The sequence below is a fragment of the Arthrobacter sp. SO3 genome (genome assembly GCF_020532825.1).
Classification (GTDB): domain Bacteria; phylum Actinomycetota; class Actinomycetes; order Actinomycetales; family Micrococcaceae; genus Arthrobacter.
On the sequence record NZ_MQTS01000013.1, the window covers coordinates 24,963 to 47,625 of the forward strand.

The following is a 22,663-nucleotide window of genomic DNA, read 5'->3' on the forward strand; positions in this document are numbered from 1 at the left end:
CAATGTGCAGCCAGACTATCGTGGGGACCACGATCCACCCCCTATTTCCAGCATGAGGAGAACCGATGGCTGCATCCGCCGTTAATACCGCCGATCTCTATGACGAGCGGGGTGAGGAGCTCGACTCCGTGGCCCTGCAGTTCCAGTCGCTCGGCGGGCACACGCACTTCAGCGGCCCGGTCCGGACCATCCGCTGCGTCGAGGACAACGCCCTGGTCAAGTCAACCCTCGCAACGCCCGGCGGCGGAGCAGTCCTGGTGGTGGACGGCGGCGGCTCGCTGCGCACAGCCCTGATGGGGGACCTGATCGCGGCGAGCGCCGTCGCGAACGGCTGGGCCGGCGTCGTCATTAACGGCGCCATCCGCGACCGGACGGCAATCGCCGGGCTGCCGCTCGGAGTGAAGGCGCTGGGCAGCAACCCCCGCAAAAGCGCCAAGGCGGGCACTGGCGAGAGCGACGTGGAACTGGAGATCGACGGCGTCGTCCTCCGGCCCGGCGCGATGATCTGGTGCGACCCTGACGGGATCCTGGTCGAGCGGTAGCCCACCGAGATCAGACTTCGCGCCCATAATTCGGAACATCATGGGCGCGATGTCTCACCTCGGCGTCCACCCACGGGAGAGGAGGGCACGCCGGACCCTCCCGACCGCTGCTGGGCGCTCTCCGGTCAGATCTTCCTTTGAGACCCTCACCTCGACCCAGCCCAGCCGGTCCGTGGTCCGTGCACGGCCGATGTCGCGCAGGTGCTGCCCGGGCTCGCCATGATGGACCCCGTCGTACTGCAGCGCTACGCCAAAGGCCGGATAAGCTGCATCCGGCCACAACTCGGGCGCTCCGGTCGGGCCCCAAACCACGAAGTTGAGCTGCGGCTCCGGCAGGCCGCCGCGGACGACGGCGAGGCGCAGATGCGTCTCCGGCGGGGAATCCGCGCCGACGCGCACGAACCCAAGCGCATCCCGCCCCCTCCGGATGTTCCTGGCTCCGGGGTGCTGGAGCAGCATCCGGGTCAGGGCCTCGATGCTCGACAGGGCTGCCCGGGGTGAAGGAAACTCCGGACCGTGTTCGGACACCAAGGAGTCGCCGGCAGCCACGAGATCGTCCAGGGGCAGAGTCGCGGCCAGGTCAAGGAAGGTGCGTTCGGGCGAGGTAACCCGGACTCCGTCGAGCATCACTACGTCCCCGGGCTTCAGCGCGAGGCGGTGCCCCGCCACGTTCACCCGTTTCGGGATACTGCCGCCCCGCGGCCGGGCAAGGTGGACGCGCCAGTCGCCGTCTGCCCACGCCGGAAGGCCAACGCGCCAGATCCTCGCCGCAGTGAGGTGGCAGAGCACGGTACATGCGTCGAGCTGGCAGTACGCCCTCAGCGCTGCGGCGCCCTGGGCGCTGCTGCCTGCCGGGATGCGGATGCCGCGGGACACGGTGATCAGGTCCTGGGCGCGGGTCCGCTTCCGCGGGATCCCGGCTGCATCGGCAGCCAGGACGGAGAACGAGCCATCCGCCAGCAGCGTTGGGAGCTCAAGTCGGCGCATTCTCCCATCATGATGTGATCCGGCGCCGCCCGCTTAGGTTATCCACACCCCGCGGCCACCTGCCCTCCACAGTTCTCGGGCGACGGCAGCCGAGGTGAGATTTGACGCCCATCGCGAGGCCGGACATGGGCACGGACTCTCACCTCGGCGGTGCCCGCCTTCCCGGCCAAACTGTATGTTTCCTCTCACTTTTTTCGGCGTGTGACAGGCGTCGCTCCGGCCCCGGTGTAAGACTGGGTAGCTGCGGCGCAGGCCGTGGAATGCGAAATGCCGAGGGAGCCAGATGACAACCACCCAAGACCAGACCGCAGCCAAGATCCCCCAGCGGGTCATTTGGCTGGCCGTGGCGGGCGCCGTCGGCGGCTTCCTCTTCGGCTTCGACTCCTCAGTCGTCAACGGTGCCGTCGACGCGATCAAGGACGAGTTCGCGCTCAGCGAGGCCGTGACCGGCTTCGCCGTGGCCGTGGCCCTCCTCGGCTGCGCGGCGGGAGCCTACCTCGCCGGCAAGGTCGCCGACCGGTACGGCCGCATCCCTGCCATGAAGCTCGGTGCGCTGCTGTTCCTGGTCAGTGCGATCGGGACCGGCTTCGCCTTCAGCGTGTGGGACCTCATCTTCTGGCGACTCGTCGGCGGCCTGGGCATCGGCCTGGCCTCCGTGATCGCGCCGGCGTACATTTCCGAAATCTCCCCGCGCCACGTGCGCGGCCGCCTGGCCTCGCTCCAGCAGCTCGCCATCACCACAGGTATCTTCGCGGCGCTGCTCTCGGACGCCCTGTTCGCAAACTTCGCCGGCGGCGCCGGCCAGGACCTCTGGTTCGGCCTGGAAGCGTGGCGCTGGATGTTCATGGCCGCCGCCGTCCCCGCCGTCGTCTACGGCTGGATTGCCCTCACCTTGCCCGAGTCACCGCGGTTCCTTATCGTCCAGGGAAAGGACGAGGAAGCCCTCAAAATTTTCCAGTCCATCGCCCCGAACGAGGACACGGACCGCCACCTGCGCGACATCAAGAATGCCATCGAGGAGGACAAGCTCGCTGGCCAGAAGGGCTCGCTGCGCGGCAAAGCCTTCGGCCTGCAGCCCGTGGTGTGGATCGGCATCATCCTGTCGGTGCTGCAGCAGTTCGTCGGCATCAACGTGATTTTCTACTACTCGACCACCCTGTGGAAGGCCGTCGGATTCCAGGAAAAGGACTCACTGACGATTTCCGTCGCCACCGCGATCACGAACATCCTCGTAACGCTTGTGGCGATCGCACTGGTGGACCGGATCGGACGCCGGCCCATCATGCTCGCGGGTTCCATCGGCATGGCCGTCTCGCTGGGCACCATGGCGCTGGCCTTCGGCTCCGCCACCGGGACCGGGGACGCAATTTCGCTGCCCGGCGCGTGGGGGCCGGCCGCGCTGGTTGCCGCCAACGTCTTCGTGATCAGCTTCGGCGCCTCCTGGGGCCCGCTCGTCTGGGTGCTGCTGGGCGAGATTTTCCCGTCGCGGATCCGGGCCCGTGCCCTGGGCCTCGCGGCGGCCGCCCAGTGGATCGCCAACTTCGCCATCACCCTGAGCTTCCCGGTCATGGCAGCGGCTTCCCTGCCCCTGACCTACGCCGTGTACGCGATGTTCGCGGCCGCGTCATTCTTCTTCGTGAAGTTCAAGGTGCCGGAGACCAACGGAATGTCCCTGGAGCACGCCGAGACCCTCTTCGTCCCCAAGGGTTCCGCGAAGGATTCCGCGAACGCCTGAGGCGCGCAGACTGCCTCGCGCGTACGTTTTGACTCTCGAGGTGACAGAAGACGCCCATGTTCTTCGGGAACATGGGCGTCTTCTGTCACCTCGGCGGGACGGCGGCTAGACCACGTGGGGCTCGTGCGCCGTGAGGTAGCGGCGTCCGCCGAGGACCACGGCAATTGCCGCCACCATGGCCAGCGCGCCCGCGAAGAAGGGCACCTGCGGGCCGAAGTGCTCGCCCAGCTGCGCAGCGGCAAAGGGTGCCATGGCGCCGCCCATCCAGCGCACAAAGTTGTACCCGGCGGAGGCGACCGGGCGCGGCGAATCAGAAACCCCCATGGCCAGCTCCGTGTAGATGGTGTTGTTGATGCCCAGGAGCGCCCCGGAAACCACCACCAGTACGACGACGGCGGGCACCGAGTGCCCGGCAGCCAGTCCCAGTCCCAGGAGGTCCAGCATCAGCAGGGCCAGGGTGCCGGTGAGGACCCGCACGGCCCCGAAACGGTTCTGCAGCACGGGGGCGGCAAAGACTGAGAAGACGGCGACGGCGACACCCCAGCCAAAGAACACACCGCCGATCCCGTAGGCGTCCATGCCGAGGATGAAGGGCGTGAAGGCGAGGACGGTGAAGAAGCCGTAGTTGTAGAACAAGCCGCTGGCCGCCGTCGTCCGGAGCCCTTTGTGCCCCAGCGCGAGGAGCGGATCGCGGAGCCGGACCTTCCGCTCGGGCAGCGGGGTTTTGGGCAGCAGGGCAATAAGGGCGATGAACGCGGAAGCCATCAGCACGGCGGTGCCGAAGAACGGCGCGCGCCACTGCCAGCCGCCAAGCAGCGCACCCAGGAGCGGGCCCAGGGAAATGCCCAGGCCGAGAGCGGCCTCGTACAGGATGATCGCCGTGCCGGCCCCGCCGCTCGCGACGCCGACAATGACGGCCAGCGCCGTGGCAACGAACAGGGCGTTGCCCAGTCCCCAGCCGGCGCGGAAGCCGATGAGCTCGGCCACGCTTCCCGAAGTGCCGGAGAGCGAGGCGAAGACGACGATCACTGCCAGTCCGATCAGCAGCGTCCGTTTCCCGCCGATCCGGGACGAGACATAGCCGGTGATCAGCATGGCGACGGCGGTCACCAGGAAATAGCTCGTAAAGAGCAGCGACACCTGGCTTGGCGAGGCGTCCAGGTTCTTGGCGATCGCCGGCAGGATGGGGTCCACCAGGCCGATCCCCATGAAGGCGAACACCGCCGCGAGGGCCGTCGCCCACACCGCCTTGGGCTGTTTGAGTAGTGAGGCTTTCTCAGCCTCGAGGGTTTCTTCCGCTGCCGGCAGGGTGTCGGCGGGCTGGCCGTGCATAGTTGCACTCCTAAATGATGGGATTCAAATTATGGGATTTTCGGGTGAGTATCAGGCCTGAAGCGTCGCGTTGATCTTGCCGATGACCGGCAGGGCGGCCGCGAGGGTGGCGCGGTCCCCGTCCGAAAGGGACGAGAGGATGCCGGCCATAACGGCGTTGCGGCGCTCATTGGCGGATTCGACGGCGGCCCGGCCCGCCCCGGTGAGGGTCACCCGGACAGCGCGGGAATCGCTGGGATCCGGTTCCCGGCGGGCGAGGCCGGCACGCTCGAGTTTGATGATCTGTTCAGTGGCGGTGGGCACTTTGACGCCCAGGTTCCGGGCGATTTCGCCCACTCTCGCACCGTTGCCTTCACCGGAGGCAGCGTCGGCGCCGTCCATCAGCATTTTGAGGGTGCTGAGCTGGGCGGCGCTGAGCTCGCCGTCGGCGTCGAGGCGGCGGACAAGGTAGATGCTGTGGCGGAGGGCCTCGCGGAAGTCCTCGGCGAGGGCGACGAGGCGCGGTTCGGCCGGTTCACTGTCGTACATAGTTAGGTAGCCTAACAGTTAGGCGGCCTAACGGTCAACGGGGAGAGTTGTCGTTTTGCCTCCCGAGGTGACAGTTGACGCCCATGGTTTCGAGAAGCATGGGCGCGAACTGACACCTCGGCGGGGGCTTAAACACGCCGACGCCGGAGCTCGGGTGAGCTCCGGCGTCGGCGGCTAGGCTTCGGCGATTAATGCGGTCAGACGGCGGCCTTGGCGTCCTCGACCAGGGCGGAGACGGCCGGGAACAGCGGGTGGTCCGGGGCCAGGCCTGTGATCTTCGCGGTGGCGTCCTCCGCGGTCGAGGAGGCCAGGATCTGCCCGAGCTCCACGGCTTCGGCGTCGGCCGGGTCGTTGAAGCGCAGGGCTGCGGCGATCGCGCCGAGCAGCGCCTCCGGGACGATCCCGCGTTCTGCCAGTTCCGCAGCCGGACCGATGAAGCGTTCGTGCCGGCTGAGCTTGCGCAACGGCGCCCGTCCCACCCGGTTCACGGTGTCCGGCAGGAACGGGTTGGAGAAGCGGCCCAGGATCTTCTGGACATAGGCTTCCTGCTCCTCACGGTTGAAGCCGTGCTTGGCCACCAGCAGCTCTTTCGTTTCGTCCAGGACGGCGCGCACATCGGCGGCAACGTCCTGATCGGCCATGGCCTCGGAAATCTTTCCGAGCCCGGCCTCAAAACCGAAGTACGCTGCAGAGGCATGCCCGGTGTTCACAGTGAACAGTTTCCGCTCAATATACGGCTCCAGGTTGTCCACGAACGTGGCACCCGGAATGACCGGTGCCGCCGCACCGAACGGGGCGCGGTCAATGACCCACTCGTAGAACGTCTCGACCGTGACGTCCAGCCCCTGCCCGCCCTCCTGGTTGGGCACAATCCGGTCCACCGCGGTGTTCGCGAAGACCGCCTTGTCAGCGAGGGATCCCGCGGCCGGATCCCACTGGGCCGCCACCTCAGACTTCAGGATGTCCGTGGCGTTGATGGCGTTCTCACACGCCATCACCTGCAGCGGAGCCAGTCCGGCAGCCCGGGCGGCGATCCCCTTGGCGATCACAGGGGCCACGAATTTGAGGATGTGCGGCCCGACGGCGGTGGTGACGACGTCCGCCGTCGCGATCTCGGTGACGACCTCCGCCTCCTGGCTGCTGGAGTTCAGCGCCCGGAAGTTCTCCACCGTGCGCACGGTGGGGTGCTCCCCCACCTCGTGGACCCGGTAGCTGTCCGCGGCGGCCAGCTGGGTGATGAGGGCGTCCGCGACATCCGCGAACACCACCTCATACCCGGCCTCGTGCAGCAGCAGCCCCACGAATCCGCGCCCGATGTTTCCGGCTCCGAAATGTACAGCCTTCACTATGAGTTGACCTTTCCGAACAGGGCCAGGACTTCCTCAACCGTGGTGGCGGCCTCAAGCTGCGCCACCTGGGCCTTGTTGGTGAAGACCTTCGCGATCGAGGACAGGATGTGCAGGTGTTCGTTGTTGATCCCCGCAACGCCGACCACGAACTTCACTTCCTTCCCGTTCCAGTCGATGCCGTTCGGGTAGCGGACCACGGAGACCGCGGACTTCATGATGTGGTCCTTGGCGGCGTTGGTGCCGTGCGGGATGGCCAGGAAGCTGCCCATGTAGGTGGAGACGGATTCCTCGCGTTCGTGCATGGCGTCCAGGTACCCGGCGTCGACGGCGCCGCGGTCCAGCAGGAGCCGTCCGGCCTCGTCAATGGCGGCGTCGCGGCTGGTGGCCGAGCCGTTCAGGACGACGCTTTCCGCCACGAGGATTCCGGCGGGGCCGGTTTCCTCGGGAGCTTCCGGCCTTGCGGCGCCAGCCGCAGTGCCCGCAACGGCAGCCGGAACGTCGGCTCCCGCCTCCGTGTTGCTTGACCTGACCAGCTCCACGATCTCGTCGTAACGCGGGCTGTTCATGAAGTTATCGACCGAGACGTGTACGGCACTGGCGGTGACCGGCTTGGCCCGTTCCGTCAGGTCCTGGTGCGTGATGACGACGTCGTAGGTGTCGCTGAGGTTCGCGATCGCGGAATTCGTGACCTTGACGTCCGGGAAGCCGGCAGCCTTGATCTTGTTCCGCAGCACCGAGGCGCCCATCGCGCTCGAACCCATGCCGGCGTCGCACGCAAAGACGATGTTCCTGACCGGGCCGGCGAGGACCGCGACGCCGCCGGCGGCAGCGCCGGCGGCAGGACCTGAGCCCGTGAGCATGGAGGATACCGAGCTCTTCTTGCCCTTCATTTCCTCCATCCGGACGGTGGCGGCGCCGAGGGCTTCTTCCTCGGTGCCGCCCACCGGAGTCTTGCTGGCTTTCAGGATCACCGAGGCGATCAGGAAGGACACGGTGGTGGCGAACAGCACGGAGAGGGTCACGCCGACGTAGCTGTCGCGTGCGGTGGCGGCGTAGACGGCGATGATGCTGCCTGGCGCTGCCGGCGAGCGGAGCCCGGCGCCGGTGACCACGAGGGTGAAGATGCCGGTCATGCCGCCGCCGATGGCGGCGAGGATCATGATGGGCTTCATGAGCACGTACGGGAAGTAGATCTCATGGATGCCGCCGACGAACTGGATCAGGGCGGCGCCCGGCGCGGACGCCTTGGCCAGTCCCGTGCCGAAGATCGAGTAGGCGAGCAGGATTCCAAAGCCCGGACCGGGGTTGGCCTCGAGCAGGAACAGGATGGACTTGCCCTGCTCGAGCGCCTGCTGTGTTCCCAACGGGGTGAGGATGCCGTGGTTAATGGCGTTATTCAGGAACAGGACCTTCGCGGGCTCGATGAAGATGCTCGTGAAGGGAAGCAGTCCGTTGATGACGAGGAATTCGACAACTTTGCTGGCGCCGTCGCTGAATGCCTTGACTACCGGGCCGATCACGAGCATGCCAACGACGGCCATGGCGGCGGCCAGGATGCCGGCCGAGAAGTTGTCGATCAGCATCTCGAAGCCGGGCTTTACCTTGCCTTCCCAGATCTTGTCCAGCTTCTTCATGAGCCAGGCCGTGAGCGGGCCGAGCATCATGGCGCCAATGAACATGGGAATGTCCGTGCCGACGATGACGCCCGTGGTCGCCACCGCGCCCACAACGCCGCCGCGCACGCCATAGACCATCCGGCCGCCGGTGTAGCCGATCAGGAGCGGCAGCAGGAAGGTGATCATCGGTCCCACGAGCTTCGCGAGATCCGCGTTGGGCAAGAAGCCCGCCGGGATGAAGAGCGCCGTAATAATGCCCCAGGCGATGAACGCACCGATGTTGGGCATGATCATTCCGGACAGGAACGTCCCGAACTTCTGGACGCCCACCCGCACGCTGGTGCGGGGTTTCGCAACTGTCTCTGTTGCCATGTGATTTCCTAACCGTCATTCCTGCTGCACCGCAGGATGGTCCGATAATTTCGCGAAGCTAGCTGGTGGAGCTGATGGAGATCCGGTGGAGCCATTCGAGGAAAAGCTTGAGTTCCGAGCTGGAGAGCTGGTCCGAGTGCGATGCCTGCAGTGCCGCGTTCAAGGCGATCGCCGCCACAACCACTGACGATTTCCCGGAATCCTCAGGGTCGCTGTTCTTGGCCTGGTCCGAGGACACCGCAAAGATCATGGCGTCGCGGGTCATGGCAGACAGCTCGAGATTGCGCTCGGGCGCCTTCTCCGTGATGAGCATGAGCGTCACCCCGACGTTGGCAGCCAGGATGCTCCTGGCCGCCTCCCGCGGGGGAACGTTGAGGTGGCCGGCGACGGCGGCCTTGTTCAGCATTTCCTCCATTAGGCCCTCGGCGTCGGCGACGACGGCCGGGCGGCTCTCCGGGCGGATATTGCCAAACATGACCAGGTACAGTTCCGGCTGCTTGAGCCCAAACTGCACGTGGTTGTCCCACATCCGCCGGATATCTTCCAGCGGTTGTCCGGACGGCGCGAAGTCGCGTTCGCCCGCCACGTACTCCTCAAAGCCCGCCGCGACGACGGCGTCGAACAGCCCTTCCTTGTCACCGAAGTGGTGATAGAGGGTCGGGGCGGTGACGCCGGCCAGCTGGGTGATCTGGCGGGTGGATACCGCGCCCCCGGCGGAGCTGGCCAGCAACTCCGCCGCCGCACGCAGCAGCCGCGTCTTTGGCGGAAGCTGGCCATCGAAACTCATAACCGCTACCCTAGCACCTATAGCAACGCTATATGAAGTGCATCACATACAATTTTTTCAGGTGCCGGGAACCGCCCGCTGACGCAGCCGTCGGCAGGCCCGCCGGATGGACCGGGCCGGAATCTCCGGCCCGGACCGGACGGCCGGCTCCGGCACCTGACACAGCGGCTTACCGGCCCACGGCAGAGAATGAGGACCTTCAGTGCAGAACTTCCCAGGAGTAGGCGTCAGCCCCGGCCGCATCATCGGAACCATCCGCCAGATGCCCAAACCTGTCAGCGAGCCGCCCGCCGGGGAGCAGTTGCCGGCCGACGTCACCGCTGAGGAAGCGACGGCGGCGCTGAAGACTGCCGCGAAGGCGGTGCACGACGAGCTGAAGGCCCGGGCGCAGACGGTCAGTGGCGACGGGAAGGCGGTCCTCGAGGCCACCGCACTCATGGCGACGGACACGATGCTCCTGAAGTCGGCTGCCAAACTGATCGGCCGCGGCACCTCGGGCCAGCGGGCGATCTGGGAAGCGGGCGCCTCGGTCTCGGAAATGCTGCACAACCTGGGCGGCTACATGGCGGAGCGCGCTACCGACGTCCTGGACGTCCGGGCCCGGATCGTGGCCGAGCTACGCGGCGTCCCGGCCCCTGGCATCCCGTCCTCCCCCACGCCGTTCATCCTGATCGCGGAGGATCTGGCGCCAGCTGACACCGCCACGCTGGACCCGGAAAAGATTCTGGCGCTGCTCACGGCCGGCGGCGGACCGCAGTCCCACACCGCGATCATCGCCCGCTCCCTGGGCCTGCCCGCCGTCGTTGCCGCCACCGGCATCGACCAGCTTCCGGACGGCACCGAGGTTTACGTGGACGGCGCAGCCGGCCTGATCACCGCGGATCCCGATGACTCCCAGCGGGCCGCCGCCGAACACTGGGCCGCCACGGCCTCACTGCTGGCGGACTTTGACGGCACCGGCGCGACGGCGGACGGCCATCTGGTGCCGCTGCTCGCCAACGTCGGCGGGGCGAAGGACGCCGTGGCCGCCGCGAAGCTCAACGCACAGGGCGTGGGCCTGTTCCGGACCGAATTCTGCTTCCTGGAGCGGGACACTGAGCCCACCGTGGATGAACAGGCCGCCGCATACAAGGGCGTCTTCGACGCCTTCCCGGGCAAGAAAGTGGTCCTCCGGACGCTCGACGCCGGTGCAGACAAACCGCTGCCCTTCCTCACTGACGCCACGGAACCCAACCCCGCCCTCGGCGTCCGCGGGTACCGCACCGATTTCACCACACCGGGCGTGCTGGAACGCCAGCTGCAGGCCATCGCCCGGGCCGAGCAGGAATCAGAGGCGGACGTCTGGGTGATGGCGCCGATGATTTCCACTGCGGAGGAGGCCGCCCGCTTCGCCACACTGTGCGCCGAGGCCGGGATCAAGACCCCCGGAGTCATGGTGGAGGTCCCGTCGGCGGCGCTCACCGCCGAGGCCATCCTCCGGGAAGTGGCCTTCGCGAGCCTGGGCACCAACGACCTCACCCAGTACGCCATGGCCGCCGACCGCCAGCTCGGCCCGCTTGCAGCCCTCAACACGCCCTGGCAGCCCGCCGTGCTCCGGCTGGTCGGCCTGACCGTGGAAGGTTCCGTCGCGGAGGGCCACAACAAGCCCGTTGGCGTCTGCGGCGAGGCTGCCGCGGACCCGGCCCTCGCCGTCGTCCTCACCGGGCTCGGGGTATCCACGCTGTCCATGACGGCCCGGTCCCTCGCCGCCGTGGCCGCCGTACTGAAGACCGTCACCCTGGCCGAGGCGCAGGAACTGGCCAAGCTGGCACTCTCCGCGCCGAGCGCCACCGAAGCCCGCGCCTGGGTCCGGGCGAAGCTGCCGGTGCTCGAGGAGCTCGGGTTGTAGCGACGCAACAGGGCGGAGGCAGTGTGAGGCCGAACCGGGGGCGCTAGGATGCACTCCATGACACTGATTGCTCCCCGGGTGACGGCCGCCCTTCCGGCTGAGGACGCCCAGAATCTCCGGTTCGCCCTGAACGGCAGCGACGACATCACGGTGTTTGTCGACGGCACCGTCCACCGGCTGCCGTCCCAGGCCCGGGACGCCGTCGTGGACCTGCTGGCGCGCTTCGGCCGGGGCGAGGCGGTAACAGTCAGCAGCGTCGAGGAAATGCTGACCACGTCCCGGGCCGCGGAGCTGGCCGGCATCTCGCACACCTATCTGCGGAACATGACGGACCGCGGCGAAATCCCGGTGGAGTACCGGGGCACGCACCGGCGGATCCGGCTCGCCGACATCATGGCCTGGCTGGAAAAGCAGAAGAAGAACAGTACCGCTGACGGCGCCCAGGAGCACGGGGATGACGGTGCCGCCGATGCTTCGTGACGGCGTGATAAGGATCAAACAACGATCCCGGCCCTGCGCGGAAACGCGGAGAAGCCCGGGGTTACGCTTGGATTGTGGGTAAGTTCAGAGGGTGGCACATCGTGGCCGGCATTGCCGCCATGGTGCTCACCGGTATCCTCGGAACCGCCATGGGGCTGAACAATACGGCTGCCTTTATGTCCAGCTGTGTTGCGTTTGTGGCCGTTTCCCTGTGGGTGGACAGCCGGATATCGCTCCGCAGAAGGGAAGCAGCGCAGCGGGGGGCGCGGGAAGCAGCGCTGGAGGCCGAGCAGCCCAAACGCGAGGGCCGCGGCACCTGAAGCCACTGGACCGGCCTAGATCCTGGGGCGCCCGGCCCAGCGCCGCGCCTTGAGTGCCGCGTGGAGCTCCAGCCGCACCATCCCCTTGAGCGGGTCGACGCCGAGCAGCTGGCGGATCCTGCCCAGGCGGTTGTAGATGCTGCTCCGGTGCAGGTGCAGTTTGTCCGCTACTTCCTGGACCGAGCCGTCGTTGTCATAGAAAAGCTCCAGCACCGGCAGCAGCTCGTGGTTCCGGTCGTGGTCCTCCAGGATGCGGAAATAGACCGAGCCCGCGTCGGCCCATGCCCCCGCTCCGCCGCCGGCCGAGGCCAGCAGCTGGTAGATCCCGGTGGCGCGGCAGTCCACGAGTTCACCCAGTTGCGGGTCCACCGCCGCTGCCTGCGCGGCCTGCCGGGACTGCCGGTAGGCCTCCACCAGTTCCCGCGGCTTCGCGAAGCCCTCGGAGGTTCCCAGGATGATCCGGTGGACCTGCCGGCCGGCCCGTTTGGCCAGCTCCAGCTGGTAGTGGACCAGCACCTGGGCGTGGTCGGCCCGTCCCGTCGATTCCCTGAACAAGACGGCGGCGTGCGTTTCCGTGCCGGCGCTGAACAGGGCGGCGTCGACCCCGATGGTTGCCTGCAGCGCCGCGGAGCGGTGGATCAGCGTGGAGGCGATCGGATCCGCACCTTCCGCCCAGCCGTCGGCGTCGAGGACCGTCACGAGCTGCCAGGGTCCGCGCCCCTGCACTTCCTTCCAGCCCGCCACCGCGGCGATGGCGTTTGACTCACCCCGGCAGGCCGCCAGGAATTCCTGTTCACGGCGGCGGCGGAACTCGGATTCGGCCGTATTGGAGTCCAGCAGCAGGGCTGAGAGCTGCTCCAGCTCGCCGGCCACCCCGGGCAGCTGCGCGAGCACCGACGTCGCGTTCGGTTCCGCGGCGTCGAGCTGGACCCAGAGGTACCCCACCCGGAAGCCCCGCACCAGGAGGGGAACGCAGACCCGGCCCAGCATCCCGAGCTCCTGGTTGGCGGGCACGACCACGGGGCGGACCGCCGTCGCGATCCCGTGCGAGAGCTGCCAGGCGCTGACGTCCACCGGGACGCGCTTGCTGAGCAGGAAGTTCACCCGGACCCGGTCCGCGTGCGACTGGTTGGAGCTGTAGGCGAGCAGCAGGCCGTCGAGATCCTCGAGCGACAGGCCGCGGCCCAGTTTCAGTGCGACGTGTTCCACGAGTTGTTCGACATCCTGCTGCTGCATGCTGCCAGACTACTGCCGATGCCACCGCCAACTCGAATGCCGCGGCGGGCACCACCCCAACGGACAGCAGGCGACACCTGACGCTTGCCCATTCGACAAATGTCCAGCCTGCTATTTGGAAAAGCGCGGATTTCCGGGGAAAGCCACTGCTGCCGCGCGGCGGAGCCTGTCGCTTGCCTCACAGCCGGATTTATTCTGGAAGTACGACTTCCCCGCAAACACCCAGGCCTACAAGGCCGCCAGCACTGGAGCCCACAAATGATCATCGGTGTCCCCAAAGAGATCAAGAACAATGAATTCCGCGTCGCCATCACTGCTGCCGGCGTGCACGAGTTCCGCACCCACGGCCACTCGGTCCTGGTGGAGCGCGGCGCAGGCCTGGGCTCGGGCATCACCGACGAGGAATACGCCATCGCCGGCGCCGAGATCGTCGCCGATGCCGATGACGTCTGGGGCCGCGCGGACATGGTCATGAAGGTCAAGGAGCCGGTGAAGGCCGAGTACCACCGCTTCCGCAAGGGCCTGATCCTCTTCACCTACCTGCACCTCGCCGCGGAACCGGAGCTGACGCAGGAGCTCATCAACACCGGCGTCACCGCCATCGCCTACGAGACCGTGCAGGAAGGCCGCACCCTGCCGCTGCTCGCCCCGATGTCAGAGGTTGCCGGCCGCCTGTCCGTCCAGGTCGGCGCCACATCGCTGATGGCTCCGGCCGGCGGCAAGGGTGTGCTGCTCGGCGGCGTGCCCGGTGTCCGCCCGGCCAAGGTCGTTGTCCTTGGCGCCGGCGTCGCCGGCACCAACGCGGCCGCCATGGCCCTGGGCCTCGGCGCCGACGTCACCATCCTGGACATCAACATCAACCGCCTGCGCGAACTGGATGCCCAGTACCAGGGCCGCCTGAAGACCGTTGCCTCCAACGCCTACGAGATCGAGAAGTCCGTTGTCGACGCGGACCTCGTGATCGGCTCCGTGCTGATCCCGGGCGCCAAGGCCCCGAAACTGGTCACCAACGAGCTTGTCTCCCGGATGAAGCCCGGCTCCGTGCTGGTGGACATCGCCGTGGACCAGGGCGGCTGCTTCGAGGACACACACCCCACCACGCACCAGGAACCGACGTACAAGGTCCACAACACGATCTTCTACTGCGTTGCCAACATGCCCGGCGCCGTTCCGAACACCTCCACTTACGCGCTGACGAACGTCACTTTGCGCTACGCCGTCTCGCTGGCCAACCTGGGCGTCAAGGCCGCCTTCGAACGCGACGCCGCCCTCGCCGCCGGCCTCAACATCGCCGGTGGCAAGGTGGCCCACCGCTCGGTCTCGGAGGCGCACAACCTGCCCCTCGTCGCCGACTGGCACGAGCTCGTCTCCGCGTAACCAGCCGGTCCCGGCATAGCCGGCGCCGCAATCGGCTGCTCCGTTACCGCCCTTTTGGACCCCGAAAGGGCGGTTTCGGAGCAGTCGATTGCTGTTTAAGTCAGCGCCCGGGCCTGCTCGATGAGCCGCAGTACCTCCACGGGCCCTGACGGATCCACCGGGACAGGCAAGGCCGAGGCCGCCCCGCCGCCGCGGATCTTGTCCGCCAGGATTCGGTAGAACTCCGGGTAGGCGCCGCGCTCGGTGGGCAGCCGGTCGAGGTGTCCGTCCCGGCCGAGGAGCCCGGCCCAGTTCCGGTCCTCGACGCCGTAGTCCGGGTCCAGCGGGCTGCCGCCCGCCACGATGAACGGCTCCTGCGGGTCAACGCCATGCTTGGTGAAGCCGCCCCCGCTGCCCAGCAGCCGGAAACGCGGCCCCTGCTGGGCGCAGAGCATGTTCATCCACAGATGGCTCGTGACGCCGGATTCGTGCCGCAGGGCGAGGAACACGTCGTCGTCGGTCTTCTCCCCTGGCCGCCGGGCATCCAGCTCCGCGTGGGTGACCGTGGCGGGGCCAAACAGCTGCACTGCCTGGTCCAGCAGGTGGGTGCCGAGGTCGAACAGCACCCCGCCGCCGTCGTCCGCCGTCGCGGCGGCCTTCCAGGCCTTGGCGACGGCCGGGGACCAGCGTTCGAAGCGGGATTCGAACCGCGTGACCGTGCCCAGAACGCCGCTGTCCAGCAGGCCGCGGACGGTCAGGTAGTCGCCGTCCCAGCGCCGGTTCTGGAAGACGGTGAGCACGCGGCCCAGCCGCGCGGCGAGCCGGATGAGTTCCTCGCCTTCGGCGCTGCGCACGGTGAAGGGTTTGTCGACGACGACGTCGAGCCCGGCTTCCAGCGCCGCTTTCGCGAGCGGGTAATGCGTGGCCGGCGGGGTGCCAAGGACCAGCAGGTCCAGTTCGCCGGCGAGGCCAAGGATGCCTGCCGGGGTGTCCACGATCCGGGTGCCGGGGTACCGGGCGGATGCGGCGGCCTGCCGGCCGGCGTCGGAGGTGGAGATGAGCGCGAGGGAAAATGCGGGGTCTGCCGCGAGCAGCGGGGCATGGAAGACGCTGCCCGAAAGGCCGAAGCCTGCAACGGCCGTACGGATGGGCCGGGTGGAGTCGGTTGTCATGGCTCCCACGCTACCCCCGCCCGGCGCCTCCCTGCCCGGCTTAAACGGCGAAGGCCGGCGCCCCCGCGATGCGGGGGTGCCGGCCTTGCTGTATCAGCTGGCTCTTAGCCGGGGACTACTTCTTTTCCCAGCCGAGGGTGGTCCAGTCCGGAACCTGGGACAGGCTCTTGAACAGGGACGGGCCGTAGTTGGCCAGGCCGGTGCGCACAAAGGAGATCTGCGGGCCGTTCATCACCACACCCATGGAGAAGTACTTCTCCATGTGCTTCTTTTCAACTTCCATGGCCGCCTTGTTGCGCTCGGTGTTGTCGGCGATGGTGGAGAGCTTCTTGATCTCGGCGTCCAGTTCGGCGTCGCCCAGTTCGTTCTCGTTCGTTTTGGAATCGTAGAACTGCTTGACCGCGTCGGTCGCGTCGGCGCCCACGGTGTAGCCGGAGACGCTCATGAAGAAGTCGCGGCTGCCCAGGACCTTGCCGAAGTCGGCGGATGCGCGCTGGTCGATGCCAACATCCATGCCGCCGGCCTTCAGCTGGTTCTGCAGTGTCTGCGCGAACGCCAGGGTGGTGGGATCGTCGCCGAAGTTGCTGATCTTGAAGGCGGCGGGGGCGCCGTCCTTTTCCATGATGCCTGCGGCGTTGGCCGTGTAGCCGGCGTCGGTCAGGACCTTCTTGGCGGCCTCGGCGCCGGTTTCCTTGACCGGGTAGTTGTCCTGGTAGTACTTGGAGAACGGCAGCAGCATCATCGATCCGGAGCTGGTTTCATCCCAGTTCAGTCCGTTGAAGCGCACCTTGCGCAGGGCCTCGCGGTCGACGGCGGTGAAGATCGCCTTGCGGACTGCGACGTCGTTCATCGGCGCCTTCTGTGCGTTGAGGTTCAGCCCGCCGGCGAAGAGGCGCTGGCCGCGGCGGATCTCGGAGTTCTTGGAGCCGTCGAGCTGCTTGTACGGGGTGATGGTGTTTGCGGAAACACCATCGATTTCACCGTTCTTGAAGGCTGCGATGGCGGCACTGCTCTCCAGCTGGCGGAAAACCACCTTGTCCAGGACCGGCTTGGTGCCCCACCACTTGTCGTTCTGGGCGAGAGTGACGGTCTTGGCGGCGCTGTCGTACTGGTCCAGCTTGAACGGCCCGGCCATCCATTCCGGGTGCATGTCGCCGGTGAAGCCTTCGTTGAAGAGCGCCGGGGTGTTCACGGCCGGGTGGATCAGGCCGGTGAAGAGGGCATCCAGCGGGTAGACCGGCTGGGTGGTGGTGACAATGACTTCCTTGGCGCTGGAACCGGCCTTGACGGATTCGACGAACTCGTACGCGCCGGAACTGACGATGTCGATGTCCTTGTTTTCACCCTTGAGCATGTTCCAGGTGTTTTCGAAGGTCTTGACGTCGATCGGGGTGCCGTCGTTGTAGGTGGCCTTCTCATTCACCTTGATGGTGATGGTCTGCTTGCCGTCCTTGACCTCGCTCTTGACGTCTTCGCAGAAATCCTTGTTCGGCGTGGCGGTGCCGTCGAAGTCGAAGTTCCAGCAGCCCCAGGTGCCGGCCTGGTCGATCGGGCGGTGCAGGGCGGTGTTGTCCGCGCTGTTGCCGTTGTTGGAGAAACCGTTGAAGTCCGGGCCGATGTTGCCCAGCGGCAGGGTGACGGTGCCGCCCGGCTGCAGGTCCTTGGCGTCCTTCGCGTTGATGCTGACCAGCTTGGCCAGGTCACTTCCCGCGTCCTGGCCTTTCGCGGCCGCCGGACCTTGTGCGGCGCCCCCGCCGCCGCAAGCGGTCAGCGCAAGCGCTGCAACGACGGCGGTAACGCCGCCGATCTTGGTCAGATTCTTCATGTGTTCCCCTTCATTTTTCGTGCAAGGTGTGATGCGTGTGACTGGTGGGTCAGTTTGTTTCGTGGACAACGAGCATGTCCGCGTCCAGTTCGCCGTCCGGGTAGAAACAGGCGAATTGCTGGTCTATGGGGGCCGCATTGGCGGCTGGAAGGCCGGCAGCGGCCGGATGCCCGGGGGTTTGTCCGGCGCCGGTGGTTTCCGCGACTGTTGCCAGTCCGGGCTCCAGGCTCAGGCACTTCTCCTGCTTCGCCGGCGGCAGTGCCGCGAACACCGGGCAGCGGGTGGCGAAGTTGCAGCCCTTGGGGGCCTCCAGCGGTGAGGGCAGATCCCCCTGGAGGATGATGCGTTCGCGGGTGCGTTCCAGGACAGGGTCCGGGACCGGAATCGCGGAGAGCAGGGCCCGGGTATAGGGGTGGCGCGGATTGTCGAAGACGCTGTCCACGTCCCCGATCTCCACAATCTTGCCCAGGTACATCACGGCCACGCGGTTGGAGATGTGCCGCACCACGGACAGGTCGTGGGCCACCATCAGGTAACTCAGGCCGAGTTCCGCACGGAGCTGGTCCAGCAGGTTGATGACGCCGGCCTGGACTGATACGTCCAGCGCGGACACCGGCTCGTCCAGGACCACCAGTTTGGGGTTTACGGCGAGGGCGCGGGCAATGCCGATGCGCTGGCGCTGGCCGCCGGAGAACTGGTTGGGAAAGCGGTTGACGTGGTCCGGCTGGAGGCCCACGAGATCCATCAGCTCCATGATCCGTTTCCGGATCTGGGGCTTGGCCATGCCCGCGTTCTCGAGCGGCTCGGACAGCACTTCAAAGACGGTGAAGCGCGGGTCGAGGGCGCCGGTGGGGTCCTGAAACACCATCTGGAGTTCCTTGCGCATGGCGCTCTTGGTCTTTGCGTCGGAAGCTTCCTTGTTGCTCAGCCCGCCGATGACCACCTCACCGTCCTGGTCCTTGTGGAACTCCATGATTTCCAGCAGGGTGGTGGTCTTGCCGCAGCCGGACTCGCCGACGATCGAGAAACACTCGCCCTCGCGGATGTCGAAGCTCAGCCCGTCCACCGCCTTGACGGTGCCGATCCGGCGTTTGATCAGGGCACCCTTCATCAGCGGGAAGTGCTTCCGGACGTCCCGGAGTTCCAGCACGGTCCTGCGTTGCGCACGCGGGATCGCGTCAAAGTGTGACACCGGAACGGCCGGCGCCCGGAAGACCTCGCGGACGTCCACGTCGGGTCCGAGGGACTCGGTCTTGAGGCAGGCGGCCTGGTGCGGCAGTCCGCCGTTCAGGCTGGCACCGGAGACCGGCCGCAGCTCCGGCTCGCCGTCCAGGCAGGCCTCGCTGGCCAGCGGGCAGCGCGGCGCGAACGAACAGCCGGTGGGGGGATGGATCAGGTTGGGCGGGATGCCCTCAATCGGCACCAGCGAGGACTTTTCGGCCGCGTCAACGCGCGGCACCGCGCCGAGCAGGCCCATCGTGTACGGCATCCGCGGGTTGTAATAGATGTCGTCGACGCTGCCGGTTTCCACCGGCTTGCCGGCGTACATCACCATGATGTCGTCCGCCATGCCGGCGACGACGCCGAGGTCGTGGGTGATCATCACGACGGCGGCGCCGGTTTCCTCCTGCGCGGTGTGCAACACCTCAAGGACCTGCGCCTGGATGGTGACGTCCAGCGCCGTCGTCGGCTCGTCGGCGATCAGAACGCGCGGATTGTTGGCGATGGCGATGGCGATCATCACGCGCTGCCGCATGCCGCCGGAGAACTCATGCGGGAATGCCTTGATCCGGTCCTTCGGGCTGGGGATGCCCACCATGCCCAGAAGCTCGACGGCGCGCGCCTCCTTGGCCTGCTTGCTCATGGTGGGGTTGTGGACCGTGAGCGCCTCGATGATCTGGTTCCCGACCGTGTAGACCGGGGTCAGGGAGGACAGCGGATCCTGGAAGACCATGGCGATGTCGTTCCCGCGGTACTGGCACATCGCCTTGTCGCTGAGCCCCAGCAGTTCCTTGCCCTGGAGCCGGACCGAACCGGTGATCTCCGCCGTCGGAGGCAGCAGTCCCATGATGGCCATGGAGGTAACGGACTTTCCGGAGCCGGATTCGCCTACGATGCCCAGCGTCTTGCCGGCACGGAGGTCAAAATCAATGCCGCGGACCGCGTGCACCACCCCGTTCTCGGTGTTGAAGCGGACGTTCAGGTCCCGGACGGAGAGCACGGCGTCCGCCGGGGCATCACCTGCGGCGTGCAGCCCGGCGACGTGCAGGCGCTCGATGGCGGAGAGCTCGGCGGACAGGTCGGCGGACTCGGTGCCGGCGGTCATTTCGTGGCTCATGTGGTCTTCTTCCCTGCGGTCGTCGGTGTCTTGCCAGACTTGCGCTTCCCGGGGTCGCTCCTCCTGGCGCGGCCGACGGAGCTGGAGCTGGGGTCGAACGCGTCACGGAGGCCGTCGTTCATCATGGCGAGCGAACCGGTCAACAGGAACATGACGGTCAGCGGGACCCAGAACATCCACGGGAAAGTGGAGACCTGGGACGTTGCCTGGCCGATCAGCACACCCAGGCTGACGTCCGGAACCTTGATGCCGATGCCGATGAAGGAGAACGCCACCTCGGCCAGGATCGCTCCGGTGATGCCGCGGGTGATGTCCAGCACCAGCAGTGAGCCGATGTTCGGGACGAGGTGACGCCAGACAATGCGCCGCGGCGGGATCCCCATGTACTGGGCCGCCTTGACGAAGTCCCGCGTCATGAGCGACATCGAGAGCGAGCGGATGAGGCGGGCCGTCCCCATCCAGCTGAAAACCAGCAGGACGATGATCAGCAGGAGCCAGCTGGGCAGGGACTTCTGCAGGCCGTTGCCGCCGCCGCTTGTGGCCACGGCGACGACCAGCAGGGCCGGCATCATGATCAGGGCTTCGAGGATGAACAGCATGACCTTGTCCACCTTCCCGCCGAAGTAGGCCATGGTGCAGCCATACACGGCGGCGATCAGGACCGAGACGAGGCCGACGACGAGGCCAATCAGGATCGAGATCCGGGTGCCCTCCACGGTCAGGGCGTAGAGGTCGATCCCGGCCTGGGAGGTTCCCAGCAGGTGCTCGGCCGACGGGGGCATGCCGATGTTGAACGGGTCGATCGTCTCCTTGTCCCAGCTGGTGAAGAGGCCGCCCACGAAAGAGAAGAGGGTCAGGGCGAGGAAGATGACCAGGCCGACGACGGCCGTCTTGTTGCGCAGGAAGCGGCGGAGGATGATCGAGGACTTCGTGATGACGACGTCGCTGTTCTCGATTTTTGCCTCGCCGGCGACGGCGGCCGGGTCGATGGTACTGAGGTTTGTCATGGTTACTGCACCCGCACTCTCGGGTCGACGAGCGTGGTGGCGAAGTCCGCCAGGATCGCGCCGATAGCGAAGATCACGGAGCCGTAGGCGAGGGTCGCCGTCGCGGCGTTGACGTCCTGCAGGGCAATCGCGTCAATGCTCCAGGAGCCGACGCCGTGCCAGGCGAAGATCTTCTCGGCGAAGAAGCCGCCGGCGAAGATGGCCGGGATGGTGAAGGCGATGCTTTGCGCCACCGGGATGAAGGACACCCGGAGGGCGTGCCGGCTGATGGCCTGGTTGCGGGTCAGTCCCTTGGCCCGCGCCGTCCGGACGAAGTCGGCGTTGACATTGTCCAGGAGGTATTGGCGCTGGGCGATCTGGTAGGTGCCCCAGCCCACAATCGTGATCGCGAAGGTTGGCACGGCGTAGTGGGCCAGCATGTCGACGAATTGCGCCCAGCCGCCGCCGTCCAGCCCCGGGGTGGAGATCCCGGTGACAAAGAAAATGCGTTCGCCCACCGTCTCGTTGATGTTGATGGCGCCAAGCTGCACCAGGAAGTAGGCGATCGGCGCGGGGACGATGTAAACGAGGTAGCTGTAGGAGGTGATGACGCGGTCGGAGGCCCTGTACTGCCGCGCCGCCGTATACACACCCAGGGCGACGCCGATGATCAGGGTCAGGACGATGGAGGCCAGGAACAGCCGGGTCGAGATCCAGACCCGGTCACCGAATTCGGCGTTAATGAACGCACCGTTGGGACTGCGTCCCCAGTCCCAGCGGGTGACGATCGCCGTGAGCCACTCCACGTAGCGCTCCCACGGGCTCAGGTCCGGATCGAGCCCCTTGAGGCGGAAGGAGTTCGCCACCTGTTCGGGGGTGGGCCGCGGAATGCGTTCCTGCTCCAGCAGCGCGGGCTGCAGGGTATTGACCGCCAAAAAGTACCCAGCCGTCGTGGTCAGGAAGATCATGAAGACATATGTGAGGGCACGTTTGGCGAGGTATCGGATCATGACAGCTAGTTCTGGATCGCCGTTGCCTGTGCGGAGCCTGCCGCCGCCGGACCGGCTGATACAGCCTCGCCGCACGCAGGATTCATGACAAAATTCACAGCTTGATCCTTCCGTAGTCCCCATCCGGCAGGGGATTACCGCCGCCGATCCGGGATCTTGGCCAGCGGGTGTCTGGCCGCCCGCAGGCCTTTCGGCAAGTCCTGGTGGACTATGTTGCGGGTCACATTCCAGAGGAAACTATCACATCCGTACGGCAGCCGAGCGCCACCCATACCGGGTTTCCGCGAGTCGGGTATCAGATCGTTATGAATAACTCCGGGGAATTGATTTGACGTGCCGCGTGCGGGATCCGGATCGAACTAGGCCCCGCGCACCAGGCGCGAGACAAGCTCACGCCACGACGCGGCGAGGCGACCGGGGGCAATCTGGTGCACCCGGACGGCATGCAGGATCCGCTCGGGCTCCAGGACGGCACTGAGCGAGGTGGCCATCAACCAGGGGTCCGCGGTCACGCCCGCTTCCCGCAGCAGCATCTCCAGATGCCGGTGCCAGAGCACAGCCGCCGGTACGTCGAAGCGGTTGTACGCGGATACGTCCGCGGCCCGGGCCAGCTCGCCGAATTCCATCATCCAGGCGATGCGCTCCTCGCCGAAGGCGATGAGCCGCTCCAGTGGCGGAGCGCCCGGGCCGAGCGGCGGCGGGCCGAACATGAAACGCCCCTGGAACCGGGCCTCGGCGTCGCTGAGCAGCGCCATCATGAGCCCCGCCCGGCTGCCGAACCGGCGGAACACCGTCCCCTTGCCC

At 66.9% G+C, this 22,663-nt stretch carries 19 protein-coding genes; 6 read left to right on the forward strand and 13 right to left on the reverse strand.

The genetic code is table 11. The annotated features are described in order from the left end of the window. The first annotated feature begins 65 nt into the window (after nucleotides 1–65). Nucleotides 66–542: a ribonuclease E activity regulator RraA gene (rraA, locus tag BJQ90_RS01280; protein ID WP_226758501.1), complete on the forward strand. Its 477-nt coding sequence runs from the start codon at nucleotides 66–68 to the stop codon at nucleotides 540–542. A gap of 54 nt (nucleotides 543–596) precedes the next feature. Here the strand turns inward: rraA and BJQ90_RS01285 are convergent, their stop codons facing one another. After that, nucleotides 597–1,529: a hypothetical protein gene (locus BJQ90_RS01285; RefSeq protein ID WP_226758502.1), complete on the reverse strand. Its 933-nt coding sequence runs from the start codon at nucleotides 1,527–1,529 to the stop codon at nucleotides 597–599. Between the two features lie 283 nt (nucleotides 1,530–1,812). Between BJQ90_RS01285 and BJQ90_RS01290 the strand changes: the two genes are divergently transcribed. After that, on the forward strand, nucleotides 1,813–3,264 hold the full coding sequence (locus BJQ90_RS01290) for a sugar porter family MFS transporter (protein ID WP_226758503.1): 1,452 nt from the start codon (nucleotides 1,813–1,815) through the stop codon (nucleotides 3,262–3,264). Nucleotides 3,265–3,369: 105 nt separating this feature from the next. On the opposite strand, the gene BJQ90_RS01295 is transcribed toward BJQ90_RS01290, so the two are convergent. The 5 genes from BJQ90_RS01295 to BJQ90_RS01315 form a co-directional block, all read right to left on the reverse strand. Further along, the gene (locus tag BJQ90_RS01295) at nucleotides 3,370–4,596 is read right to left on the reverse strand and encodes an MFS transporter (protein ID WP_226758504.1); all 1,227 of its coding nucleotides are present in this window, start codon (nucleotides 4,594–4,596) and stop codon (nucleotides 3,370–3,372) included. A 51-nt stretch (nucleotides 4,597–4,647) separates the two neighbouring features. Then, entirely contained in the window at nucleotides 4,648–5,124 is a 477-nt protein-coding gene (locus BJQ90_RS01300; protein ID WP_226758505.1) for a MarR family winged helix-turn-helix transcriptional regulator, read from the reverse strand. A gap of 197 nt (nucleotides 5,125–5,321) precedes the next feature. Continuing rightward, nucleotides 5,322–6,470, reverse strand: a complete 1,149-nt coding sequence (locus tag BJQ90_RS01305; RefSeq protein WP_226758506.1) for a mannitol-1-phosphate 5-dehydrogenase — start codon at nucleotides 6,468–6,470, stop codon at nucleotides 5,322–5,324. Beyond that, a complete protein-coding gene (locus BJQ90_RS01310; RefSeq protein ID WP_226758507.1) occupies nucleotides 6,470–8,461 on the reverse strand; it encodes a PTS mannitol transporter subunit IICBA in 1,992 nt (663 codons plus the stop codon). The genes BJQ90_RS01305 and BJQ90_RS01310 overlap by 1 nt, the downstream gene beginning before the upstream one ends. 58 nt (nucleotides 8,462–8,519) lie before the next feature. Beyond that, nucleotides 8,520–9,248, reverse strand: a complete 729-nt coding sequence (locus tag BJQ90_RS01315) for a TetR/AcrR family transcriptional regulator (protein ID WP_226758508.1) — start codon at nucleotides 9,246–9,248, stop codon at nucleotides 8,520–8,522. A gap of 202 nt (nucleotides 9,249–9,450) precedes the next feature. Between BJQ90_RS01315 and ptsP the strand changes: the two genes are divergently transcribed. From ptsP to BJQ90_RS01330, 3 genes are all read left to right on the forward strand, one after another. Further along, the gene (gene ptsP, locus BJQ90_RS01320; protein ID WP_226758509.1) at nucleotides 9,451–11,136 is read left to right on the forward strand and encodes a phosphoenolpyruvate--protein phosphotransferase; all 1,686 of its coding nucleotides are present in this window, start codon (nucleotides 9,451–9,453) and stop codon (nucleotides 11,134–11,136) included. Nucleotides 11,137–11,193: 57 nt separating this feature from the next. Further along, nucleotides 11,194–11,616, forward strand: coding sequence for a helix-turn-helix domain-containing protein (locus BJQ90_RS01325; protein ID WP_226758510.1), 423 nt, complete (start codon nucleotides 11,194–11,196; stop codon nucleotides 11,614–11,616). A 74-nt stretch (nucleotides 11,617–11,690) separates the two neighbouring features. Beyond that, complete coding sequence (locus BJQ90_RS01330; RefSeq protein WP_226758511.1) at nucleotides 11,691–11,936, forward strand: hypothetical protein; 246 nt, start codon at nucleotides 11,691–11,693, stop codon at nucleotides 11,934–11,936. A 15-nt stretch (nucleotides 11,937–11,951) separates the two neighbouring features. On the opposite strand, the gene BJQ90_RS01335 is transcribed toward BJQ90_RS01330, so the two are convergent. Beyond that, nucleotides 11,952–13,172 carry a PucR family transcriptional regulator gene (locus tag BJQ90_RS01335; RefSeq protein ID WP_226758512.1) on the reverse strand — a complete coding sequence of 407 codons (1,221 nt, stop codon included), beginning with the start codon at nucleotides 13,170–13,172 and terminating at the stop codon, nucleotides 11,952–11,954. A 258-nt stretch (nucleotides 13,173–13,430) separates the two neighbouring features. Between BJQ90_RS01335 and ald the strand changes: the two genes are divergently transcribed. After that, complete coding sequence (ald, locus tag BJQ90_RS01340; protein ID WP_226758513.1) at nucleotides 13,431–14,549, forward strand: alanine dehydrogenase; 1,119 nt, start codon at nucleotides 13,431–13,433, stop codon at nucleotides 14,547–14,549. A 95-nt stretch (nucleotides 14,550–14,644) separates the two neighbouring features. Here ald and BJQ90_RS01345 read toward each other — a convergent pair whose 3' ends face one another. The 6 genes from BJQ90_RS01345 to BJQ90_RS01370 form a co-directional block, all read right to left on the reverse strand. Beyond that, on the reverse strand, nucleotides 14,645–15,700 hold the full coding sequence (locus tag BJQ90_RS01345) for a Gfo/Idh/MocA family oxidoreductase (protein ID WP_226758514.1): 1,056 nt from the start codon (nucleotides 15,698–15,700) through the stop codon (nucleotides 14,645–14,647). A gap of 115 nt (nucleotides 15,701–15,815) precedes the next feature. Then, the gene (locus BJQ90_RS01350) at nucleotides 15,816–17,525 is read right to left on the reverse strand and encodes an ABC transporter family substrate-binding protein (protein ID WP_226758515.1); all 1,710 of its coding nucleotides are present in this window, start codon (nucleotides 17,523–17,525) and stop codon (nucleotides 15,816–15,818) included. Nucleotides 17,526–17,574: 49 nt separating this feature from the next. Next, nucleotides 17,575–19,863, reverse strand: coding sequence for a dipeptide ABC transporter ATP-binding protein (locus BJQ90_RS01355; RefSeq protein ID WP_413463620.1), 2,289 nt, complete (start codon nucleotides 19,861–19,863; stop codon nucleotides 17,575–17,577). Beyond that, nucleotides 19,860–20,870 (reverse strand): ABC transporter permease, encoded by a 1,011-nt coding sequence (locus BJQ90_RS01360; protein WP_226758516.1) that lies wholly within the window; start codon nucleotides 20,868–20,870, stop codon nucleotides 19,860–19,862. Before BJQ90_RS01360 ends, BJQ90_RS01355 begins: the two co-directional genes overlap by 4 nt. Nucleotides 20,871–20,872: 2 nt before the next feature. Continuing rightward, a complete protein-coding gene (locus BJQ90_RS01365) occupies nucleotides 20,873–21,859 on the reverse strand; it encodes an ABC transporter permease (RefSeq protein WP_226758517.1) in 987 nt (328 codons plus the stop codon). Nucleotides 21,860–22,218: 359 nt separating this feature from the next. Next, nucleotides 22,219–22,663, reverse strand: a 445-nt coding sequence (locus BJQ90_RS01370; RefSeq protein ID WP_226758518.1) for a TetR/AcrR family transcriptional regulator, incomplete at its 5' end; no start/stop codon positions are given.

Coding starts and splice junctions, on each gene's coding strand:
- BJQ90_RS01315 (WP_226758508.1), bottom strand. CDS start 9,248: ATGAGTTTCGATGGCCAGCTTCCGCCAAAGACGCGGCTGCTGCGTGCG.
- BJQ90_RS01285 (WP_226758502.1), bottom strand. CDS start 1,529: ATGCGCCGACTTGAGCTCCCAACGCTGCTGGCGGATGGCTCGTTCTCC.
- rraA (WP_226758501.1), top strand. CDS start 66: ATGGCTGCATCCGCCGTTAATACCGCCGATCTCTATGACGAGCGGGGT.
- BJQ90_RS01350 (WP_226758515.1), bottom strand. CDS start 17,525: ATGAAGAATCTGACCAAGATCGGCGGCGTTACCGCCGTCGTTGCAGCG.
- BJQ90_RS01345 (WP_226758514.1), bottom strand. CDS start 15,700: ATGACAACCGACTCCACCCGGCCCATCCGTACGGCCGTTGCAGGCTTC.
- ald (WP_226758513.1), top strand. CDS start 13,431: ATGATCATCGGTGTCCCCAAAGAGATCAAGAACAATGAATTCCGCGTC.
- BJQ90_RS01365 (WP_226758517.1), bottom strand. CDS start 21,859: ATGATCCGATACCTCGCCAAACGTGCCCTCACATATGTCTTCATGATC.
- BJQ90_RS01290 (WP_226758503.1), top strand. CDS start 1,813: ATGACAACCACCCAAGACCAGACCGCAGCCAAGATCCCCCAGCGGGTC.
- BJQ90_RS01360 (WP_226758516.1), bottom strand. CDS start 20,870: ATGACAAACCTCAGTACCATCGACCCGGCCGCCGTCGCCGGCGAGGCA.
- BJQ90_RS01355 (WP_413463620.1), bottom strand. CDS start 19,863: ATGAGCCACGAAATGACCGCCGGCACCGAGTCCGCCGACCTGTCCGCC.
- BJQ90_RS01335 (WP_226758512.1), bottom strand. CDS start 13,172: ATGCAGCAGCAGGATGTCGAACAACTCGTGGAACACGTCGCACTGAAA.
- BJQ90_RS01325 (WP_226758510.1), top strand. CDS start 11,194: ATGACACTGATTGCTCCCCGGGTGACGGCCGCCCTTCCGGCTGAGGAC.
- BJQ90_RS01295 (WP_226758504.1), bottom strand. CDS start 4,596: ATGCACGGCCAGCCCGCCGACACCCTGCCGGCAGCGGAAGAAACCCTC.
- BJQ90_RS01310 (WP_226758507.1), bottom strand. CDS start 8,461: ATGGCAACAGAGACAGTTGCGAAACCCCGCACCAGCGTGCGGGTGGGC.
- BJQ90_RS01300 (WP_226758505.1), bottom strand. CDS start 5,124: ATGTACGACAGTGAACCGGCCGAACCGCGCCTCGTCGCCCTCGCCGAG.